The organism is Allobosea sp. Root483D1 (assembly GCF_001429505.1).
In the GTDB taxonomy this organism is placed as follows: domain Bacteria; phylum Pseudomonadota; class Alphaproteobacteria; order Rhizobiales; family Beijerinckiaceae; genus Allobosea.
The window spans coordinates 271,931-291,663 of sequence record NZ_LMJW01000020.1; the positions used below are offsets into that span (position 1 = coordinate 271,931).

General features: G+C 68.1%; 20 protein-coding genes, 1 tRNA gene and 1 pseudogene. 19 read left to right on the forward strand and 3 right to left on the reverse strand.

Translation table 11 applies throughout. The features are described from left to right. The 13 genes and pseudogenes from ASE66_RS19855 (at position 1) to ASE66_RS32535 (ending at position 11,241) form a co-directional block, all read left to right on the forward strand. Positions 1–438, forward strand: a complete 438-nt coding sequence (locus ASE66_RS19855; protein ID WP_057191439.1) for an SRPBCC family protein — start codon at positions 1–3, stop codon at positions 436–438. A 2-nt stretch (positions 439–440) separates the two neighbouring features. Continuing rightward, positions 441–893 (forward strand): SRPBCC family protein, encoded by a 453-nt coding sequence (locus ASE66_RS19860; RefSeq protein WP_057191440.1) that lies wholly within the window; start codon positions 441–443, stop codon positions 891–893. A gap of 1 nt (position 894) precedes the next feature. Beyond that, positions 895–1,716: an FAD binding domain-containing protein gene (locus ASE66_RS19865; protein ID WP_057191441.1), complete on the forward strand. Its 822-nt coding sequence runs from the start codon at positions 895–897 to the stop codon at positions 1,714–1,716. Between the two features lie 11 nt (positions 1,717–1,727). After that, complete coding sequence (locus tag ASE66_RS19870) at positions 1,728–2,210, forward strand: (2Fe-2S)-binding protein (RefSeq protein WP_057191442.1); 483 nt, start codon at positions 1,728–1,730, stop codon at positions 2,208–2,210. 14 nt (positions 2,211–2,224) lie between these two features. Then, on the forward strand, positions 2,225–3,985 hold the full coding sequence (locus ASE66_RS19875) for a xanthine dehydrogenase family protein molybdopterin-binding subunit (protein ID WP_057191443.1): 1,761 nt from the start codon (positions 2,225–2,227) through the stop codon (positions 3,983–3,985). 1 nt (position 3,986) lies between these two features. After that, complete coding sequence (locus tag ASE66_RS19880; protein WP_057191444.1) at positions 3,987–5,030, forward strand: xanthine dehydrogenase family protein molybdopterin-binding subunit; 1,044 nt, start codon at positions 3,987–3,989, stop codon at positions 5,028–5,030. 4 nt (positions 5,031–5,034) lie between these two features. Further along, the gene (locus ASE66_RS19885; protein ID WP_057191445.1) at positions 5,035–5,919 is read left to right on the forward strand and encodes an AAA family ATPase; all 885 of its coding nucleotides are present in this window, start codon (positions 5,035–5,037) and stop codon (positions 5,917–5,919) included. Beyond that, positions 5,916–7,031, forward strand: coding sequence for a vWA domain-containing protein (locus ASE66_RS19890; RefSeq protein ID WP_057191446.1), 1,116 nt, complete (start codon positions 5,916–5,918; stop codon positions 7,029–7,031). Before ASE66_RS19885 ends, ASE66_RS19890 begins: the two co-directional genes overlap by 4 nt. After that, positions 7,028–7,909 carry an amidohydrolase family protein gene (locus ASE66_RS19895; RefSeq protein WP_057191447.1) on the forward strand — a complete coding sequence of 294 codons (882 nt, stop codon included), beginning with the start codon at positions 7,028–7,030 and terminating at the stop codon, positions 7,907–7,909. Before ASE66_RS19890 ends, ASE66_RS19895 begins: the two co-directional genes overlap by 4 nt. Before the next feature lie 18 nt (positions 7,910–7,927). Next, a complete protein-coding gene (locus ASE66_RS19900; RefSeq protein ID WP_057191448.1) occupies positions 7,928–8,776 on the forward strand; it encodes an N-acyl homoserine lactonase family protein in 849 nt (282 codons plus the stop codon). Between the two features lie 14 nt (positions 8,777–8,790). Further along, positions 8,791–10,413, forward strand: a complete 1,623-nt coding sequence (locus ASE66_RS19905; RefSeq protein ID WP_057191449.1) for an isochorismatase family protein — start codon at positions 8,791–8,793, stop codon at positions 10,411–10,413. A 69-nt stretch (positions 10,414–10,482) separates the two neighbouring features. Beyond that, positions 10,483–11,044 (forward strand): annotated as a pseudogene (locus ASE66_RS31485) (IS3 family transposase); the annotation flags it as partial. After that, positions 11,029–11,241, forward strand: a complete 213-nt coding sequence (locus ASE66_RS32535; protein ID WP_162262511.1) for a hypothetical protein — start codon at positions 11,029–11,031, stop codon at positions 11,239–11,241. The pseudogene ASE66_RS31485 and the gene ASE66_RS32535, both read left to right, overlap by 16 nt. On the opposite strand, the gene ASE66_RS19920 is transcribed toward ASE66_RS32535, so the two are convergent. From ASE66_RS19920 to mnmA, 3 genes are all read right to left on the reverse strand, one after another. Beyond that, positions 11,236–11,312 (reverse strand) — tRNA-Met (locus ASE66_RS19920). The two genes, ASE66_RS32535 and ASE66_RS19920, sit on opposite strands and share 6 nt — an antisense overlap. A gap of 91 nt (positions 11,313–11,403) precedes the next feature. Beyond that, on the reverse strand, positions 11,404–12,033 hold the full coding sequence (locus tag ASE66_RS19925) for a class I SAM-dependent methyltransferase (protein WP_057191451.1): 630 nt from the start codon (positions 12,031–12,033) through the stop codon (positions 11,404–11,406). Further along, positions 12,030–13,214, reverse strand: a complete 1,185-nt coding sequence (gene mnmA / locus ASE66_RS19930) for a tRNA 2-thiouridine(34) synthase MnmA (RefSeq protein ID WP_057191452.1) — start codon at positions 13,212–13,214, stop codon at positions 12,030–12,032. The genes ASE66_RS19925 and mnmA overlap by 4 nt, the downstream gene beginning before the upstream one ends. Positions 13,215–13,465: 251 nt before the next feature. Between mnmA and ASE66_RS19935 the strand changes: the two genes are divergently transcribed. The 6 genes from ASE66_RS19935 (at position 13,466) to ASE66_RS19960 (ending at position 19,728) form a co-directional block, all read left to right on the forward strand. Further along, positions 13,466–15,082, forward strand: a complete 1,617-nt coding sequence (locus ASE66_RS19935) for a flagellar hook-length control protein FliK (RefSeq protein ID WP_057191453.1) — start codon at positions 13,466–13,468, stop codon at positions 15,080–15,082. A 14-nt stretch (positions 15,083–15,096) separates the two neighbouring features. Continuing rightward, positions 15,097–15,774, forward strand: a complete 678-nt coding sequence (locus ASE66_RS19940; RefSeq protein ID WP_057191454.1) for a flagellar hook assembly protein FlgD — start codon at positions 15,097–15,099, stop codon at positions 15,772–15,774. A gap of 112 nt (positions 15,775–15,886) precedes the next feature. Beyond that, positions 15,887–16,162, forward strand: a complete 276-nt coding sequence (locus tag ASE66_RS19945; protein WP_057191455.1) for a DUF1153 domain-containing protein — start codon at positions 15,887–15,889, stop codon at positions 16,160–16,162. A 200-nt stretch (positions 16,163–16,362) separates the two neighbouring features. Beyond that, the gene (gene fliF / locus ASE66_RS19950; RefSeq protein ID WP_082613593.1) at positions 16,363–18,045 is read left to right on the forward strand and encodes a flagellar basal-body MS-ring/collar protein FliF; all 1,683 of its coding nucleotides are present in this window, start codon (positions 16,363–16,365) and stop codon (positions 18,043–18,045) included. Between the two features lie 107 nt (positions 18,046–18,152). Next, a complete protein-coding gene (gene fliG, locus ASE66_RS19955; RefSeq protein WP_244495020.1) occupies positions 18,153–19,142 on the forward strand; it encodes a flagellar motor switch protein FliG in 990 nt (329 codons plus the stop codon). A 1-nt stretch (position 19,143) separates the two neighbouring features. Beyond that, the gene (locus ASE66_RS19960) at positions 19,144–19,728 is read left to right on the forward strand and encodes a FliH/SctL family protein (protein WP_057191457.1); all 585 of its coding nucleotides are present in this window, start codon (positions 19,144–19,146) and stop codon (positions 19,726–19,728) included. The last annotated feature ends 5 nt before the right edge of the window (positions 19,729–19,733 follow it).

The window sequence follows — 19,733 nt, forward strand, 5'->3', positions numbered from 1 at the left end:
ATGGCCCGCGTCTACGTCTCCAGCGTCATCGCCGCTCCGGCCGCCAAGGTCTGGGCCCGGGTGCGCGATTTCAACGGCCTGCCGAACTGGCATCCTCGCATCGCCGAGAGCCGGATCGAGAATGGCGAGCCCGCCGACAAGGTCGGCTGCATCCGCGCCTTCTCGCTGCGCAGCGGCGACCGGCTGCGCGAGCAACTGCTCGGCCTCTCCGACTACGACATGTTCTGCACCTATTCGATCTTGGACTCGCCAATGCCGCTGACGAACTACGTCGCGACGCTCAGGCTTACGCCGATCACCGACCAGGAGCGGACCTTCATCGAATGGTCGGCCGATTTCGACTGCGCGCCGGAACGCGAGGCCGAACTCGTCGCCGGCATCGGCACCAATGTCTTCCAGGGCGGCTTCGACGCCCTCAAGCGCGCCTTCGGGGGATAGCGATGCCCCATGTCGTCCGCAGCACGATCATCGATACGCCGGCGGACCGGCTCTGGTCGGTCCTGCGCGACTTCAACGGGCACGACAAGTGGCACCCGATCGTGGCGCGGAGCGAGATCGAACGCGCCTACCCGTCCGATCGGGTCGGCTGCATCAGACGCTTTGTCCTGCGCGACGGCAGCGAATTGCGCGAGCAGCTGCTGACGCTCTCCGATCTCGAAATGACCTTCAGCTACTGCCTGCTCGATACGCCGATCCCGCTGTTCAACTACGTCGCCCATGTCCGGCTGCTGCCGGTGACCGACGGCAATCGCAGCTTCTGGCACTGGGAAAGCCGCTTCACCACGCCACCCGGACGGGAGGCGGAACTCGCCAGGCTCGTCGGCGACGAGGTCTACACCAACGGCATCGAGGCGGTCCGCCGTCTGCCTGTGATCGTCGGCGAGGAGGTCTGACATGCTCGATCTGAGAACCTGCGTGAGCCTGTCGGAAGCCGCCGGCATCCTCTCCGGCGATCGACAGGCGCTGCTGATCGGCGGCGGCACCTTGGTGATGCGCGAGGTCAATGAGGGCCGGTTGACCGAGGGCACGCTGGTACGCGTCACCGATCCGGCCCTGCGCCAGATGAGCACGAGCGGCGCTCGCGTCGAGCTCGGCGCCGGCGTGACCATGGCGATGGTGCTGGCCAATCGCGACCTCGCTTATCTCCATGCACCGGCGCGCGGCATCGGCGGGCCCGCGGTCCGGACGATGGCGACGATCGGTGGCAATCTTTTCGCCGCTACGCCCTATGGCGACTTCACCGTCGCGCTGCTCGCCCTCGATGCGCAGGTCGTGCTGCAATCCGGCTATGGCTCGGGCCGGGCGGTGCCGTTGGAGGATTTCCTGAGCGCGCGCGAGCGCGGCGGCCAGGGGCTTGTCACGGCGGTACAATTCGCCCGGCCGCAGAACCCGGCCGAACTCCATTTCCGCAAGATCAGCCGGGTCAAGCCGAAGGGCATCTCGGTGCTCTCGATCGCGGCCCATCTGCCGCTCTCGGGCGGCCGCGTCACGCAGGCGCGGGTGGCCTATGGTGCAATGGCGCCGACGCCGATCCGCGCCCGCGGCGTCGAGCGGGCGCTCGACGGCAAGCCGCTCGACCAGGCGGCGATCCAGGTGGCGAAGCAGGCAGCGCTCGAAGGCTGCCGCCCGGCGACCGACGCGATCGCCAGCGAGTGGTACCGGCGCGAGATCCTCCCCGTCCATCTCGGCCGGCTCCTGGCCGGCGAGCCGCGCTGAGGAGGCGCGCCATGGCCAAGCTCCCGGTCCAGTTCCGCCTCAACGGCAGCGATCGCGCCACCTTCGTCGATCCGGCGAGCAATCTGCTCGATACGCTTCGGCGCGGGCTCGGCGATTTCGGCCCGAAATATGGCTGCGGCCAAGGCACCTGCGGCGTCTGCACCGTGCTGGTCGACGGCGAACCGCAGCTCGCCTGCCTGACGCTCGCTGTCTCCTGCGAGGGTCGCCAGATCGAGACCACCTCCGGCATGGCTGATGGGCCTGATCTGCATCCGCTGCAGGCCGCCTTCATGGACCATTTCGCCGCGCAGTGCGGCTTCTGCACGCCGGGCATGCTGACCGCCGCGCGGGTGCTGCTGGCGAAGAACCCCCAGCCGAGCCGCGACGAGGTCGTTGAGGCGATCAGCGGCAACATCTGCCGCTGCACCGGCTACGAACCGATCATCGCCGCCATCCTCGCCGCAGCGGGCGCGCCCGGCGCGCGCCGGGCCTGAAGAAGGAGCCTGCCATGTTCGAGATGCGCAAGGACCTGTTCGCCGACGAGCGCGACGACAATCTCAACGTCGTCGGCAAGGGCATGCAACGCCAGGACATGCCGGGCCATGTCACGGCCCGCACTCGCTTCTTCGACGACCACGCCTTCGACGGCATGCTGCATCTCAAGGTGGTGCGCAGCCCGCATCATCATGCCCGCATCCGCGCGATCGATACCTCGGCCGCCGAGCGCGCGCCCGGCGTCAAGCGCGTGCTGCGCGGCGCCGACGTCCCCGTGAACAAGAACACGCTGCTCAGCCTGATCAATTTCGGCAAGGACGACGAGCCGTCTCTCGCGGTGAGCAAGGCCAGCTACAAGGGCGAGCCGGTCGTCGCGATCCTCGCCGACAGCGAGGCGCAGGCGCAGGCGGCCCTCAAGCTGGTCCGGATCGACTATGATCCCCTGCCGGCGGTGTTCGACGTCGAGGAGACGCTGAAGGCCGGCGCGCCGGTGGTCAACGAGACCTATCCCGGCAACTACTTCGAATATCACGAGCGCTTCGACCATCAGAAGCTGCGCTTCGGCGATGTCGAGCGCGGTTTTTCCGGCGCCGACATCGTGATGGAGCATCGCTACCAGATGTCGCCGATCGAGCATGCGCCGACCGAGACCAACGGCTCGATCGCTGCGCCCGAGCAGAATGGCCGCTTCGTCGTGCACTCCTGCGCCCAGGGCCTGTTCTTCGCGCTCGGCACCACCGCCAAGATCGTCAATGTCGAGTCGAACCAGCTGCATTTCATCGGCGGCACGGTCGGCGGCGGTTTCGGCGGCAAGGTCGACTCGCTGACCGAGCCGCTCGCCGTACTCGGCGCGATGCTGACCGGCAGGCCGGTGCGCTTCGTGCTCGATCGCGAGGAGGAGATGCTCTACGGCTCGCCGCGCGGCGCCGAGCGCATCTACATCAAGGACGGGCTGATGCGCGACGGGCGGATCGTCGCCCGCCACATCCGCAGCTATTTCGACGCCGGCGCCTATACGCGGCTGTCGAGCTATGCCGCGATCAAGTGCACGGCGCATGTGCCGGGGCCGTACTGGATCCCCAACGTCGCCTCCGACATCTACGTCGCCTACACCAATCGCTGCCCGTCCACCGCCATGCGCGGCTTCGGCGTCACCGCGGTCGACTTCGCGCTCGAAGTCCAGATGGACCGCCTCGCCGAAGCGGCGAACATGGACCCGATGGAGCTGCGTATCCTCAACGCCTATCGCGATGGCGACATGAAACCGCATCGGCGCGCCGCAAAGAACACGGCGCTGGTCGAATGCGTGCAGGTCGCAGCCGAGAAGGCGAACTGGCCGCTATCCGAGCAGGCGAAGCGGGCGTCCTCGCTGATCGGCGGCGGCGCCGGCGAGCGCGCGCAGATCCCGGCGACCCAGCTCGACGCCCGCGGCCAGATCGGCCGGCCCGATACGCGCAGCGGGCCGGTGACGCAGGTGCTGCCGGCCGGCACGACAAGGATCGCGCCGAGCAAGCAGCCAGTGATGGAAGGCGCCCGCGACGGGCACGCCGCGCCGACGCAGGTACCACGCTACGAGCCGCCACGGCCCACCGCCCCTCCGGCTCCACCGCCCTACCAGCCGACCCCTTCCCCTTACCAGCCGGCCGGCTCGCATCCGGCGCCGCCCGCCTACCAGCTACCACCCGCTCCGCCTGCCCCGCCGCCGGCGGCGCCAGCGCAGACCCAGCACGGCGCGGTGCGGTTCTCGTCGGTTTTCGGCACGAGGAGGCGCTGAGATGGCCCGTCACGAAGGCCGCGGCATGGCCTCGGTCAACTATCCGATCGGCATGAATCTCGGCGGCGATCCAAGCCAGGCGCTGATCCATTCCAACCCCGACGGCAAGTTCACCGTCGCGCTCTCGGCGATCGATCTCGGCCAGGGCATGAAGCAGGTCTCGCGCCAGATCGCGGCCGAGACGCTCGGCGTGCCTGTCGAGGACGTCTATGTCGACACCGCCGACAGCGACACCGGCCCGCACGACATGGGCTCCTTCGCCTCGCGCGGCACGCACCGGATGGGCAACGCCATCATCGTCGCCGCCCGCGAGGCCCGCGGCGTCCTGCTCGAAGCGGCGGCCGAGGAGCTCGAGGTCAACGCCGCCGACCTCGTCACCGATGGGCGCGGCAACATCCATGTCCGCGGCGCACCCTCGCGCAGCATCACGGTCAAGGCGACGGCGCAGGCGGCGCAGTTCAAGCAGGGCAAGACCATCGCCGGGCGGGGCATCTTCCTGATCCCGCTCTCGGCTGTCGATGCCGAGACCGGCGAGATGAACCCGAACACCGCCTTCGCCCATGCCTGCCTCGTCGCCGATGTCAGCGTCGACGACGAGACTGGCGAGGTCGAGGTGCTCAGGATGACCAGCGCCTATGAGCTCGGCCGCGTCATCAATCCGCGCATGGTCGAGCAGCAACTCGTCGGCGGCGCCTGGATGGGCATCAGCCACGCGCTCTATGAAACGCCAGAGCCGTACTACCCCAGCCCCGAGCACGGCCCGCGCGACTTCAACGAATACCTGATGCCGGGACCGGGCGACATCGCGCCCTATCACGTGACGGTGCTGGAGCGGCCGGCACCGGACGGCCCGTTCGGCGGCAAGGGCCCGGGCGAGATGTGCGCCAACCCGGTGCTGCCGGCGGTCGCCAACGCCGTCTACAACGCCATCGGCGTGCGGGTCGACGAATTGCCGATCACGCCGGAGAAGATCCTGCGCGGCATCAAGGCCAATGGCGGCGTCAAACCGGGCCCACGGCGTGGCGGCCCGGTGAACTGGCGGTGACGCGATGGCGCTGAGGACGACCGTCGCCGGCATCTCCAGCCCCGAGGACCTTGCCGAGGCCCTCCAGGCGGCGATGTATCTCGCCGATGACGGCATCGCGACGGCCGGCTACCTCTCGCTTGCGCTCGGCAAGCCGCTGCTGCTCGAAGGCGCGCCCGGCGTCGGCAAGACCGAGGCCGCCAAGGCGCTCGCCGGCATTCTCGGGCGCCAGCTCATCCGCCTGCAGTGCTTTGAAGGCATCGACGCGGCGGCCGCACTCTACGAGTGGAACTATCCGCGCCAGATGCTCGCCATCCGCCAGGCGAAGGAGGGCGAGCAGCTCGACATCTACCGCGACGACTTCCTGATCGAACGACCGATGCTGACGACGCTGCGGCGGCCGGAATCGACCGTGCTGCTGATCGACGAAATCGACCGCTCCGACCATGAATTCGAGGCCTTCCTGCTCGAATTCCTCTCGGATTTCTCGATCTCGATCCCCGAGCGCGGCACGCTGCGCGCGGCCGAGCGGCCGGTCGTGATCCTGACCTCGAACCGCACGCGCGAACTGCATGAGGCGCTGCGCCGCCGCTGCGTCTACCACTACATCGCCTATCCCGAGCCCGAGCGCGAGGCGCAGATCATCATGCTGCGCTCCTCGGCCGTTGCCGAGAGCACGGCCCGTGCCGTCGTCCAGGCCGTCGGGCTGCTGCGGCAGGAGCCGCTGGCCAAGCCGCCGGGCGTCGCCGAGGCGGTCGACTGGGCCGAAGCCGCGACGGCTCTGGCGCAGACCGGCGCGACCTGGCCGGAAGCCTTCCGCCGCTCGCTCGGCGCCGCGATCAAGGACGAGGAGGACCTCGCGCACTTACGGCCGCGCCTGCCGCTCTTCATTCCGGGGCTGGCGGCATGATCGCGCCGCTCCCCGCCGCTGTCCGCCTCTTCGTCGCCTTTCCGGCGCTGCTGCGCGAGCACGGCATCGCGGTCGCGCCCGAGCAGACGACCAGCTTCCTGATGGCGGTCGAATTGCTCGGCCCGCTCAGTATCGAGCATATCCGTAAGGCCGCCGTCGCGACGCTCGCGCCCCATCCCGAGCAGCGCGAGCTTTTCGATGCGCTGTTCGACATGCATTTCCTCGGCGGCGCCCTCGCTGAGCCCGGCGACGACGATTTCGCGCCTGACGAGGATATCTCGGTCCAGGAGGACACCGGCTCGCGCGAGGTGCTGATCGGCGACGAGGCCAACGAAACCGGCCAGGCCGCGACCGGCGCCGAGGCTTTGTCGGTACGCCAGCTCAAGACCCTGGGCGAGAGCGAGACTCTGCGCCGCTTCGGCCGGGCGCTGCCGGCCGCTTTGCCCCGCCGCCGCGGTTACCGTCACAGGGCGGCGCGGCGCGGCCCGATCGTCGATCTCGCCCGCAGCCTCAGGGACGCAATCCGCCATGATGGCGAGGTGATGAGCCTGAAGCGGCTCCGCCGCGTGACGCGGCCGCGGCCGATCCTGCTGATGATCGACGTCTCCGGCTCGATGAAGCAACGCAGCGACGCCAACCTCGCTTTGGCCCATACGATCGTCCACGCGACCCGGCAGGTCGAGGTCTTCACCTTCGGCACGAGGCTGACCCGCGTGACGCGGGCGCTCAGGCGCAAGCGGCGCGAGCAGGCGCTGGCGGAGGCCTCCGGCCTCGTCGCCGACTGGGATGGGGGCACCCGCATTGGCGACGCGCTGCAGGCCTTCCTCGCCGTGCCCCGCTTCGCGTCCTACGCCCGCGGTGCCATCGTCATCGTGCTCTCGGACGGTCTCGAACGCGGCGATCCATCGGCGCTGGTCGGCGCGGTCGCTCGGCTCGCCCAGCGCGCCCATCGCATCGACTGGCTGACACCGCTGGCGGCCGATCCCGGATACCGGCCCGAAACCGAGGCGCTCAGGCTGATCGCGCCGCGTCTTGCGAGCCTCTCGGACGGCGGCAGCACGGCGCGGATCTGCCGGCACATCCTTTCGCTCGGAGGCACGCAAGCGGCATGACCGGAATCGTCGACGCCCATTTCCACATCTGGCGGCAGGCCGACCTGCCCTGGCTGCTCGGGCCGATGCAGCCGCGCATCTTCGGGCCCTATGAGCCGATCCGGCGCGACTACCCGGTCACGGAATATCTCGGCGATTGCCAACCGGCGGGCGTGACCGAGGCCGTCTACGTCCAGGCCAACTGGGCAACCGACCGCTATCTCGACGAAGTCGCCTACGTCTCGCAGGCATCGGAGGAATCAGGCTTCCCGATCGCCATCGTCGCCTATGCCGACATGCTCGCCGGGGATGTCCGCCCGCAGCTCGACCAGCTTGCGCGCAATAACCGGGTGCGCGGCGTCCGCATGCAACTGCACTGGCACGAGAACACGCTCTACCGCTTCGCCAGCGGACCCGACCACGCACGCGATCCGCGATTGGTCACCAATGTCGGGCGGCTCGCCGATTACGGCTTCAGCTTCGACCTCCAGGTCTTCGCCAGCCAGATGGCAGGCGCCGCCGAGCTCGCCGCCGCCTGCCCGGACGTGACTTTCGTGCTCCAGCACGCCGGCATGCTGGAGGACCTCTCGCCGGAAGGCATCGCCGCCTGGCGCGAGGGCATGAGGCTGCTGGCAGCCCAGCCCAACATCGCCAGCAAGCTCTCGGGCCTCGGCACTTTCCTGCGCCGCAACGTTCCCGAGACCATCGCCTTCATCGCCAGCGAGACGCTTGCCCTGTTCGGTGCCGGGCGCTGCCTGTTCGGCTCCAATTTCCCGATCGAGAAGCTATGGACGACTTACGCCGAGCTGATCGAGGCGCATCGCGCCGCCGTGCCCGAAGCGGCGCAGGCCGCCGTGTTCAACGAGACTGCAAGGCGGGTCTACCGCCTCAGCCAATAAGTCAGGGGAGGCATGTCCATGGCGCTCGAAATCAAGATTCTCGACTATGGCGACATCGAGCTGGAATCGAGCTTCCTCGTGCTCGGCCGCGATTGCGGCCGTACAAGGCGCGTGCCGACCTATGGCTTCCTGATCCTCGGCGGTCCCTGGCCGGTCGTTGTCGATACCGGCTACCGCCACAACCAGATCATGGAAAGCCTCGGCATGCGCGGCCTCCAGTTCCACGAGAACATGATCGAGAACCAGCTCGCCAAACACGGCGTGCGGATGGGCGACGTGCGCTATGTCATGCACACCCATCTCCATATCGACCATGCCGGCAAGGACGAGCTCTTCCCGATGAACACCACGGTGCTCGTCAACCGGCGCGAGCTCGAATACTCCGTCTCCGGGCTGATGCACCCGCAATATCCGGCGCCCGACATCAAGCACCTGATCGACCGGCTCCATACGCGCGACGCGCTGCGCTTCGAGGATCTCGAACTCTCGGGGATGATCGAGCTCTTCCCCGGCTGCTATCTCGAAGCCGCTGGCGCCCATACTGAAGGCTCGATGAACGTCCATGTCGACACCAATGAGGGCCGCGCCATCATCTGTGGCGACGTGATCTACGACTTCAACGACCAGATCGTCACGCCCTTCCACGAGCTCCACGCCAACGAGCCCCGCACCACCGGCAATCACGGCGTCTCCAAGCGCGAGGAGAAGGCAGCGATCAAGAAGCTGCTCTCAGCCGGGGCGTTCCTGCTGCCGGTGCACGACAAGCCCGCCAAGATCGCCCATGGCCAGGTCGTCGGCCGCATGGACATGGCGGTGCCCGGCCCGGTGGTGCAGTCGCTGCCGGCCCGCAACTGGTTCGCGGCCTGACGGGCGCCGGCATCATGACCACGCATGTCGCCATCCAGCCCAGCTTCGCCGATCTGATCGACCTCTGGGCGTCGGTGCGCCAGCTCGGCACCGGCTTCGAGTTCTGCGAGGGACCGATCTGGCATCCCGCCGAGCAGCATCTGCTGTTCTCGGACATGCCGGGCGATGTGCGCCGCCGCTGGGACCGGAACGGCGTTCGCGAGGTCATGCGCCCGGCCAACAAATGCAACGGCATGACCTACGATGCCGGGCTCGACCTGATCGTCTGCGAGCACAGCACGTCGAGTCTCGTCCGCGAGCGGCCGGACGGGCAGCATGAGACCATCGCCTCGCATTTCGAGGGCATGGAGCTCAACAGCCCCAACGACGTGGTCGTGAAGTCTGACGGGGCGATCTACTTCTCCGACCCCTGGTATGGCCGCATGCCGGTCTTCGGCGTCGAGCGGCCGCGCCAGCTTGGCTTCCAGGGTGTCTACCGCATTCCGCCCGGCGGCGGAGCACCGCAACTCCTGGTCGACCGCTATCTCTTCGACCAGCCGAACGGACTCTGCTTCTGCCCGAGCGAGGATCGCCTCTTCGTCAACGACACCGTCCAGCACACTATCCGCGTCTTCGACGTCAAGCCGGACGGCCGGCTCGGCTCCGGCCGGATCTTCGCCTCCGGCATCGTCGGCCCCGAACCCGGCGTACCCGACGGCATGAAATGTGATGCGCAGGGCAATATCTGGGTCACCGGCCCCGGCGGCGTCTGGGTCTATTCGATCAAGGGCGAATTGATCGGCAAGCTGCGGGTGCCGGAGCTCGTCGGCAATCTCACCTGGGGCGGGCCGGACTGGCGCACGCTCTTCCTCACCGCGAGCCATTCGCTCTACGCGGTCGAGACCAAGGTCGGGCCGCGCCGCGAGCCCTACATGAAGGCTGCCGCCCAGCAGCCCGGCCGCAGCGCCGCGGCGGAGCGGCCGCTCGCTGACGCCAGCCCCGCTGCCTCCGTCTCGGCCAACGGCACGAAGAAGGCCGCTTCCGGCTACCGGCTCGATCCGTCGCGCTGCGCCCTGATCATCCAGGACATGCAGAACGACGTCGTCATGGAGGGCGGCGCCTTCGCCAGCTCGGGCTCGCCGGAGCATTGCCGGCAGCAGAACGCGATCGCCAATGGCGCGCGCCTGGCGCAGGCGGCGCGGGCGCGCGGCATCCCGGTGATCCATGTCTGGTTCGTCGTCGAGGCCGGCACGCCCGGCGTCACCATGAATGCGCCGCTGTTCGAGGGCCTGGCCGACGCCAAGGCGCTGGTGCGCGGCACCTGGGGCGCAGCGCCGGTGCCCGGCCTCGAAGCGCAGAGCGGCGACCATATCGTCGAGAAGCAGCGCATGAGCGCCTGGGAGGGCACGCGGCTGGAAACCGTGCTCAAGGCGCTCGGGCGCGACATCGTCATCGTCACCGGCGCCTGGACCAACATGTCGATCGAGCACACCGCCCGCACCGGCGCCGACAAGGGCTATTTCATGGTGGTGCCGGAAGACGCCTGCTCGACGATGAACGCCGAATGGCACACGGCCTCGGTCAACTATGCGCTGCAGAATGTCTGCGTGGTGACAGATGTCGAGGCTGTGATCGCCGCAACGGACAGCCGCGCCTAGCGAGCTGGCCTGCTCCCTGAAAAGTGGCCCTCCCTGAGGTCAGCTTTTGAGCCTTGGAGGATGCCCGTTATGCCGCAGAAGAAGCACAAGCCCGAAGAGATCGTCGCGAAGCTGCGGCAGGTCGAGCTGCGGCAGGTCAACGTGCTGTTGTCCCTGGGCGCCCGGTCGCGGAGGCGATCCGGGCCATCAGCGTGACGGCGTTCCCCTATTACCGCTGGCGCAAGGAGTTTGGCGGGCTGAAATCCGATCAGGTGAAGCGACTGAAGGATCTGGAGAAGGAGAACGAGCGGCTGCGCAAAGCCATCTCGGATCTGACGGTGGAGAAGCTGATCCTCAAAGAGGCCGCCTCGGGAAACGACTGAGCCCCGCCCGTCGTCGCCGCTGCATCGACCACGCCATGATGACGTTCGGCGTGTCGGAGCGGTTGGCGCGCTGGGTGCTGGGGCGGCATCGATCGACGCAACGCAGGGTTCCGAAGGGCCGCACTGACGATGCGGCGCTGACCGCCGACATTTTCGAGCTCGCCACCCAGTATGGCCGTTACGGCTACCGCCGGATCGCGGCCATGCTGGAGACAGCCGGTTGGGCAGTGAACGTCAAACGTGTCGAGCGGATTTGGCGGCGATCGAGACGCTCGACCGGACGATCAAGGCCGGTGAACCCTTCGGCGCAGAATCGAAGAGCGCCCTGCGCAATCTGATCGCGACGGTTACCGTGCAGCCGGCGCCAGCGGGCGCGAATCCAGAGATATCGATCGAAGGCCAGCTGACGAAGCTGATCGGCGGCGACCACTTTCCGACCAAAAAAACTTGGGGGGTAAGATGGTAGCGGGAGAGGGACTCGAACCCCCGACACGCGGATTATGATTCCGCTGCTCTAACCAGCTGAGCTACCCCGCCCCGATGGCGACGCGCCGAAGGACGGCGGTCAATCGCGACGGCGCGGATATAGGGGGCGGCAGGCATCGGCGTCAAGCCTTGATGGCGCCGATCAGCTCAGCTTCCGCAGCCTGACCACCTTGAAATAGCCCTGGCCGACATGGACGGTCTCGTAGCGGCCGGTGGCGGCGGCCCAGTCGGTCAGGCGCGAGACCTTGAAATCGCTGCTCCAGCCGATCGCCCTGGCCAGCGGCGCGACCAGCTTCCAGAGCGGCGCGGCGAAGCCGCCATCGTCGACGAGGCGGCTGGAAATCACGATCTCGCCGCCCGGCCGCAGCACCCGGTCCATCTCGGCGAGCGCCTGCTCGGGATTGGGCACGAGCGTGATGACGAACTGAGCGGTGACCGCGTCGAAGGAACCATCGGCGAAGCCGAGCCTGCAGGCGTCCATCACCATCAGGCCGCGGACATGGGCCAGGCCCTGGCTCAGCACCTTGGCCCGGGCGACGCGCAGCATGTCGAGCGAGAGGTCGGCGCCGACGACCTGCCGGTCGCGCTCAAAATAGGGCAGGGTCAGGCCGGTGCCGACGCCGATCTCGAGGATGTCGCGGCCGCTGGCGCAGGCTGCCGCCACCGCCTCGCGCTGGGCGCGGGCGAGCAGGCCCTGATAGATCCGGTCGTAGAATTTCGCCCAGACCGCATAGACGCGCTTCTGCGCGTCGAGACCGTTCGTCGTCGTCATGAAGTCGCCAGGGCAGGCTCGGGCTGCGGCGCCGGGCGCGGAACCCGGTTCGCCATGATGACGCCGCCGCCGAGCACGCGGGCTCCGCTGTCGGCATGGTCGTAGATCACGCAGGCCTGGCCGGGCGAGACACCCTCCTCGCCCTGCGCCAGCAGGACATGGACGCCCTTGTCGTCGGCGAGCAGGCGCGCGGGGCGCGGGGCGCGGGTCGAGCGGACGCGGACCGCGACCTCGATGCCCTCGGGTGGCAGCTCGGCGAGTGCGGTGTCGCCGATCCAGTTGAGGTCGCGCAGGTCGACGCGGCTGACGCTGAGCGCCTCGCGCGGGCCGACGATGACGCGGGCATTCTCGGCATCGAGCGCGACGACATAGAGCGGCTCGGCGCCGCTGATGCCGAGGCCCTTACGCTGGCCGACGGTGTAGCGCAGCACGCCCTCATGCTCGCCGAGCACGCGGCCATCGAGATGGACGATGGCGCCGGGGCGGGCGGCGCCGGGCTTCAATCGCTCGATCACCTCGGCATAGCGGCCGTTCGGCACGAAGCAGATGTCCTGGCTGTCGGGCTTGTCGGCGATAGCGAGCCCGAATTCCGCGGCAAGCGCCCGGGTCTGGGTCTTGTCGAGGCCGCCGAGCGGGAAGCGCAGCAAATCGAGCTGCTCCTGCGTCGTCGCATAGAGGAAATAGCTCTGGTCGCGGCTTTCGTCGGCGGCGCGGAACAGGCCGCGATGACCGGTGCCGAGATCTCGGCTGGCGACATAATGGCCGGTGGCGAGCGCGTCCGCCCCGAGCTCGCGAGCGAGGCCGAGCAGGTCGCGGAATTTCACCGTGCGATTGCACTCGACGCAGGGTATCGGCGTCTCGCCGGCGAGATAGCTCTCGGCAAAGCGCTCGATCACCGCGTCGCGGAAGCGGCTCTCATAGTCGAGCACGTAATGCGGGATGCCGATCGCCTCGGCGACGCGGCGGGCATCGTGGATGTCCTGGCCGGCGCAGCAGGCGCCGGCGCGGTGCACGGCCTCGCCATGGTCGTAGAGCTGCAAGGTGACGCCGACGACGTCGTAGCCCTGGCGCTTCAGCAGCGCCGCCACCACCGAGGAATCGACACCGCCCGACATGGCCGCGACGACGCGCGTCGCCGATGGCGGCTTGGCGATGTCGAGCGAATTGAGGGAAACGGTCATCAGGGTTCCGGGCGGGTTCGGGCGTGAGGCGTCCGAGGATTTGGGCGCTCTATAGCGGTTTTGACAGGTGCGGGCCAGCATCCGGCCGGCAATTCCTGCCGGGTCCACCAAGTCGGGCAAGCGATTCCTGCCGGGTCAGACGTGAGCTGGATTTCGCCAGGACGCTGAATCAAAACGGTTTTCTGGTTGGCTTGGCTCTTGCTCGGCGAGCTGCGGCCACATCGTCACGGTTCTGTTCCGGAGAGTATCCCATGTCCGCCGCGCCGGTCTCGCGTTCGTCCGCGCTGCCCGAGATCCCGCTTCCGAGCCGCCGCAGCCCCGAGCGGAACGAGCCGGAGCAGGTTTTCACTTTGCCGCAGGAGCCGGCGGAGCGGCCACGTCCGCGTCTCGAAGACGATCGCAGCGCGTCGCGCGAGAGCGCGGAAACCCGCGACGAGCCCAAATCGGATGACGGCGCGCGCCGGACGGCGGCGGCCGACGCCAAGTCTCCCGGCCGCCCCGATGAGCCTGGCAAGGACCGGCAGGCGGCAGGCGCCAACGAGCCGTCCGACAAGGCGAAGACGGACCCTGCGACCGACGCGGCAGCGACGAAGGACACCGTGGCTGCCGATGGCAAGACGGCCGAGGCGGCCGCTGGCGGCAAGCCGGCGAAGGGCAAGACGGCGGAGGAGAGCAAGGCTGCACTGGCCGCTGCGCTCGACGGAGCACCCGTGATCGCCGAGGCCAAGCCGGAGGCTCAGGCCGTTCCGGTCGCTACGCCACAACCCGTGCCGGTTCCCGGCATCGCGGCCGAGTTCCTGGCACTGGCGGCGCTGACGGTTCAGGTCAGCGAGCCCGCAAAGCCGGACGGTGCTTCCACGTCAGAGGGCAAGCCTGAAGGCCAGGTGACTGCGGCGAGCACTGTCACGAACACTGTCGCGCAGACGGCGGCGAACGGCCTCGCGGTTCCCGCTCCGACGGCGCCGGTCAAGGCCGATGGACAGGCCAGCGCGGCTGGCGAGGTCGCCGCGGCCGGCATCAAGGCCGGAACGACGCCGCAGCTCGCTGCGGCTCCCGGCAAGGCGAAGGTCGAGGCGACATCCGGCGAAGCCCAGCAGGGCGAGGCCAAGGCGGCCGATGGCCAGGCGATTTCGAAGGATGCGGGCGAAACCGGCAAGGCGACGCCGGTTGCGACCGGCAGCGAGATCAAGGCGACCGAGGCGGCAACCGCAGGCCAGCCTGCGCAGGCGGGCGCCGCTGACGACAAGGCTGCGCCCGCCACCGCTGCGCAGCCGACAAGCGCGCCCTCGATCCCGCAAGCCATTCTCGCAGTTGCCCCCCAGAGCCTGACAACGCCGCAGGCACCCGTAACCGAGCTCGACGCCGCCGCCCAGGCGACGGCCCATGCCCAGGCGGAAGCCGCGCACAAGATGCTCACGGGCGAGACCGGCCGGGCGACGCCGCTGCATGTCGTGCCGGTCGAGATCGGCGCCAGGGCGCTCGCCGGCAACAAGCGCTTCGACATCAGGCTGGATCCGGCCGAGCTCGGGCGGATCGACGTCAGCCTGGAGATTTCCGACAAGGGCGAGGTCAGCGCCAAGCTGATCGTCGACCGGGTCGAGACGCTGCATATGCTGCAGCGCGATGCGCGCACGCTCGAGCGTGCTTTCGAGCAGGCAGGCCTGAAGCCATCGGAAGGTGGAATCGACATGAGCCTGCGCGATTCCAATGACCAGCAGGCGGGTGCGCGCCAGCAGCGTCAGGACGAAGAGACGCCGCGCGGGCGCCGCGCCTGGGTCCAGGCCTCCGACGACAGCGCGCTCGTCGCCGAAGCGGCGAGCCTGCCACGCAATGCCAGCCGCCTCGGCGGCGTCGACCTCAGCATCTGAAGGAGGGACGGACGATGGCCGTTTCCAACACCGGCACCTGGAGCCCCCAGCAGATCGCGGCGGCCCAGAACAACACCGCGACCGGCAGCGGCACCTCGATCGCCAATAATTTCGACCAGTTCCTGAGCTTGCTGACGACGCAGCTCAAGAACCAGAACCCGCTCGACCCGCTCGACACCAACCAGTTCACCCAGCAGCTGGTACAGTTCGCCGGTGTCGAGCAGCAGCTCAAGCAGAACGAGACGCTGACCGCGCTGCTCGGCCTCAGCAAGGCGACGACGGGCGCGAGCGCGATCGGCTTCGTCGGCCAGACGGTCACGGCGGATGGAGCGGCGACGCCGCTCAAGGACGGCAAGGCCGAGTGGAAGCTCAACGCCTCCAAGGGCGGCACCGGCACGATCACGATCAAGGATTCGAGCGGCAAGGTCGTCTACAGCGGCACGAAGACGCTGACGGCCGGCGACCAGACCTATGCCTGGGACGGCAAGACCTCGACTGGCTCCACAGCGCCCGATGGCGAATACGTCATCACGGTGGATGGCGCCGACGTCTCCGGCGCGGCGATCACGGTCAAGACCGAGATCACCGGCAAGGTCGATGGCATCGACTTCTCGACCGCGGTGCCGACGCTGCTGATCGGCGCGATCAAGGTTCCGCTCGACAGGGTCAAATCGGTGAAGGCCACCAGCTGAAGAATCGGGTCATGCCTCATGCCGAAAGCCTGCGTGGTTGCTTTAGGCAAAATTTAAGCCCGACGGGGGTAGGCTCTCCGGCAGTAGGTCTGTTGAGTTGTGTGAGAGTACCATGACCGAGCCGCTGCGACCGCGCGTCAAATATGTCATCGGGCCCGATGGGAGCCCGCTGACCATTGCCGACCTGCCGCCGATGAATACACGTCGCTGGGTGATCCGGCGCAAGGCCGAGGTCGTCGCCGCCGTGCGCGGCGGTCTGCTCAGCCTGGAGGAGGCCTGCCAGCGTTATACGCTGACGGTCGACGAATTCCTGAGCTGGCAGTCTTCGATCGATCAGCACGGCCTCGCCGGCCTGCGCACCACCCGAATCCAGCATTATCGCCAATAAGCCATTCTGGGATTTGATAAAATTCATTAGGCGCCGGCCGAATGGCCGGCGCCTTCCGCGTTTGCGCTACGGATTGTCCTCATCGAACTGTGCCGTTTCCTAACCGCCGTTAACCGGGCGCTAACCATGCACTGGGAAAAACTTGCCTAGTGGTGTGTCTGCGCGTTGGTCTCGCAGGCACCGGGCGACGGAAAAACGGCGTGAACGGGCTACTGGATCAGTTCCGGAGATTCGGCGCGGCGCGGCTGGCGGCGATGCTGGCCGTGACGCTGGCGCTGATCGGCTTCTTCGCCTTCGTCATGCTGCGCATGTCGCAGCCGGCGATGGGCGTGCTCTTCGCCGACCTGTCGAGCCAGGACATCAGCGCCATCACCAAGGATCTCGATACGCGCGGCGTGAAATACGAGCTGCGTGGCGACGGGCAGACCATCCTGGCGCCGCGCGCCGACGTGCCGAAGCTCAGGCTAGAGCTCGCCGGCAAGGGCATCCCGTCCGGCGGCGGCGTCGGCTACGAGATCTTCGACAAGGGCGACGCCTTCTCCTCGACCAGCTTCGTCCAGAACATCAACCATCTGCGGGCGCTCGAAGGGGAGCTCTCGCGCACCATCCGCTCGATCAGCCGCGTCCAGGCGGCGCGGGTTCATCTTGTCATTCCCGAGCGGCGCCTGTTCGAGCGCGATCGCGAGCCGCCGCGCGCCTCGATCGCGCTCAAGCTCGCCGGTGATCTCGACAACGCCCAGGTCAGGGCGATCCGCCACCTCGTCTCCTCGGCCGTCGACGGCCTGAAGCCGGACCGGGTCTCGATCGTCGACGAGCGCGGCCGGCTCCTCGCCGATGGCGCCCAGGGCGAGCAGGGCATGGTCGGCGTGGCGCTGGACGAGCGCCAGGGCGCGATCGAGCGGCGGATCAAGGCGCAGGTCGACGACATCGTCGCCAGCATCGTCGGCCCGGGCCGCGCCCGCGTGCAGGTTTCGGCCCTGATCGATTCGAACCGGATCGAGAGCCGCTCCGAGACCTTCGATCCCGAGAGCAAGGTGATCCGCTCCAGCCAGAACCGCACGGAAGCCTCCGCCTCCAACGAGCAGCGCGAGGGCGTCACGGTCGGCAACGAATTGCCGGGCGCGCAGCAGAACCAGGGCCAGCAGCAGGGCCAGCAGCGCGACACCAACTCGAAGAACGAGGAGGTCGTCAACTACGAAATCTCGCGCACGACCCGTACCGAGGTGCAGGATGGCGGGCGGGTCCGCAAGCTCTCCGTCGCCGTGCTGGTCGATGGCGTCTACAGCCGGCAGGGCAACGAGACGAATTACCAGCCGCGGTCGCCGGAGGAACTGGAGCGGATCGGCCAGCTGGTGCGGACTGCGGTCGGCTTCGACCGCCAGCGCGGCGACCAGGTCGAGGTCGTCAACTTGCGCTTCGCCGAGGCGCCTCAGGCGCCGACCGATCTGACCGAGCAGACGCTGATGCAGCAGCTTACCTCCTTCACCAGGGAGGACGTCGTCCGCTTCGCCGAGATGGCCGTGATCGCGTTGCTCATCCTGATCGTGCTGATGGTGGTGGTGCGGCCGCTGCTCAAGCAAGTGCTGGCGCCCGATCGCGAGCTCCGGGCCATCCCGAGCTTCATGCGCAACGGCGTGGTCGTCGTCGACCAGGGCACGGGCGATCCCTCGACCTTCTCCTCCGCGTCAGGCAGCGCGGGCGCGGGCAGCGAGCCCGGACAGATCGACGTCGATGCGCCGTCGGAGCGCATGCTCGCGATCGCGCAGGTCAAGGGCCAGCTCAAGGCGCAGTCGGTCGAGAAGATCGGCGCCATGGTCGCGCAGAATCCGGCGGATTCCGTCGCGGTGCTGCGCGGCTGGATCCACGAGAAAGCACCAGCGTGACGGGAGCCTGAACCATGGCCGCGACACGTTCCATCGCAACCCGCAGCGGAAGCGCCAGCTCCGACGAGTCGTCGAGCTATTCGGACGGCCCGACGACGCTCGAGAGCATGACCGGGCCGCAGCGCGCCGCCGTCATCCTGCTCATCCTCGGCGAAGAGCACGGCCGGGTGATCTGGCAGGAATTCGACGACGAGGAGATCCGCATCATCACCCGCGCCATGGCGGAGCTCGGCACGGTCGATTCCGACCAGGTCGAGAAGCTGATGCTCGACTTCGTCGGCCGGCTCTCCAGCGCCGGCGCGATCACCGGCTCGTTCGACCGCACGATCTCGCTGCTGGAAAAGATTCTGCCGGGCGATCAGGTCGCGCTGATCATGGAGGAGATCCGCGGTCCAGCCGGCCGCAACATGTGGCAGAAGCTCGGCAATATCGACGCGGTCGTGCTCGCCAACTTCCTCAAGAACGAGTACCCGCAGACGATCGCCGTCATCCTGTCGCGCATCCGGCCGGATCATTCGGCCAGTGTTCTGCGCAACCTGCCGAACGAGCTTTCGATCGAGGTGGTCGGCCGGATGCTGCGGATGGAATCGGTGCAGAAGGAAGCGCTCGACCATATCGAGAACACGCTGCGCACCGAGTTCGTCTCGACCCTGACGCAGACGCGCCGGCGCGATCCGCACGAGATGATGGCCGAGATCTTCAACGGCTTCGACCGCCAGACCGAGATGCGCTTCCTCGCCGCGCTCGACGAGTCCAACCAGGAATCGGCCGAGCGCATCCGCGCCCTGATGTTCACCTTCGAGGATCTCGGCAAGCTCGATTCCGCCGGGCTGCAGACGATGATGCGCCAGGTCGACAAGGATGTGCTGGCGCGAGCCCTCAAGGGCGCCAATGAGGAGATGCGTGCCTTCTTCCTCGGGGCGATGTCGCAACGCGCGGCCAAGAACCTGCAGGACGACATGCAGAGCCTCGGCCCGATGCGGTTGAAGGACGTCGACGAGGCGCAGATGAAGATGGTGACCTTGGTCAAGGACCTCGCCGAGAAGGGCGAGATCGTCATCGCCAAGGGCAACGCCGAAGACGAGCTGGTGTACTGAGATGGCAGCAGCCAAGAAATTCATGTTCGACACCGACTTCCGCGGCAATGGCAGCAAGGCGGTCGACGAGGCGGCGCTCGAGGCCGCCAAGGCCGACGCTTTCCACCGCGGCCTCGACCAAGCCAGGCGGGACGGCGACCAGCAATTGGGCGCGCTGCTCTCGCAACTGGTGCGCCATGGCGAGCGGCTGCTGGCCCAGCAGGACGAGCGGCTGGCGCAGATCGAGGCCCAGGCGGCGCAGCTCGCGGTCGCGACCGCGCGCAGCCTCGCCGGTGCGGCCCTGGCGGACAAGCCGCTGGCGCAATTGCTCGCCGCGGCGCGCGAGTGCCTGGCCCATGCCCGGCATGCGCCGCATCTGGCGATCCGGGTGCATGAGAGTCTGGTCGAGACCGTCGAGGGCAAGCTCTCCGGGCTGGCGCGCGAGACCGGCTTTGCCGGCCGCATCGTCGTGCTCGGCGAACCGGACATCGCCATCGGCGACGGCCGGTTGGAATGGGCCGATGGCGGCATCGCGATCGAAAGCGCAGCGCTCGACGAGGCGGTCGACAAGGCAGTCAGGGCCGTCTTCGGCCCGGCAGCGGGGTAAGACAG

Excerpts from the sequence above, each read along its gene's own strand:
- ASE66_RS19855 (WP_057191439.1), top strand. The coding sequence starts at position 1 with ATGGCCCGCGTCTACGTCTCCAGCGTCATCGCCGCTCCGGCCGCCAAG.
- ASE66_RS19860 (WP_057191440.1), top strand. The coding sequence starts at position 441 with ATGCCCCATGTCGTCCGCAGCACGATCATCGATACGCCGGCGGACCGG.
- ASE66_RS19865 (WP_057191441.1), top strand. The coding sequence starts at position 895 with ATGCTCGATCTGAGAACCTGCGTGAGCCTGTCGGAAGCCGCCGGCATC.
- ASE66_RS19870 (WP_057191442.1), top strand. The coding sequence starts at position 1,728 with ATGGCCAAGCTCCCGGTCCAGTTCCGCCTCAACGGCAGCGATCGCGCC.
- ASE66_RS19875 (WP_057191443.1), top strand. The coding sequence starts at position 2,225 with ATGTTCGAGATGCGCAAGGACCTGTTCGCCGACGAGCGCGACGACAAT.
- ASE66_RS19880 (WP_057191444.1), top strand. The coding sequence starts at position 3,987 with ATGGCCCGTCACGAAGGCCGCGGCATGGCCTCGGTCAACTATCCGATC.
- ASE66_RS19885 (WP_057191445.1), top strand. The coding sequence starts at position 5,035 with ATGGCGCTGAGGACGACCGTCGCCGGCATCTCCAGCCCCGAGGACCTT.
- ASE66_RS19890 (WP_057191446.1), top strand. The coding sequence starts at position 5,916 with ATGATCGCGCCGCTCCCCGCCGCTGTCCGCCTCTTCGTCGCCTTTCCG.
- ASE66_RS19895 (WP_057191447.1), top strand. The coding sequence starts at position 7,028 with ATGACCGGAATCGTCGACGCCCATTTCCACATCTGGCGGCAGGCCGAC.
- ASE66_RS19900 (WP_057191448.1), top strand. The coding sequence starts at position 7,928 with ATGGCGCTCGAAATCAAGATTCTCGACTATGGCGACATCGAGCTGGAA.
- ASE66_RS19905 (WP_057191449.1), top strand. The coding sequence starts at position 8,791 with ATGACCACGCATGTCGCCATCCAGCCCAGCTTCGCCGATCTGATCGAC.
- ASE66_RS19925 (WP_057191451.1), bottom strand. The coding sequence starts at position 12,033 with ATGACGACGACGAACGGTCTCGACGCGCAGAAGCGCGTCTATGCGGTC.
- mnmA (WP_057191452.1), bottom strand. The coding sequence starts at position 13,214 with ATGACCGTTTCCCTCAATTCGCTCGACATCGCCAAGCCGCCATCGGCG.
- ASE66_RS19935 (WP_057191453.1), top strand. The coding sequence starts at position 13,466 with ATGTCCGCCGCGCCGGTCTCGCGTTCGTCCGCGCTGCCCGAGATCCCG.
- ASE66_RS19940 (WP_057191454.1), top strand. The coding sequence starts at position 15,097 with ATGGCCGTTTCCAACACCGGCACCTGGAGCCCCCAGCAGATCGCGGCG.
- ASE66_RS19945 (WP_057191455.1), top strand. The coding sequence starts at position 15,887 with ATGACCGAGCCGCTGCGACCGCGCGTCAAATATGTCATCGGGCCCGAT.
- fliG (WP_244495020.1), top strand. The coding sequence starts at position 18,153 with ATGACCGGGCCGCAGCGCGCCGCCGTCATCCTGCTCATCCTCGGCGAA.
- ASE66_RS19960 (WP_057191457.1), top strand. The coding sequence starts at position 19,144 with ATGGCAGCAGCCAAGAAATTCATGTTCGACACCGACTTCCGCGGCAAT.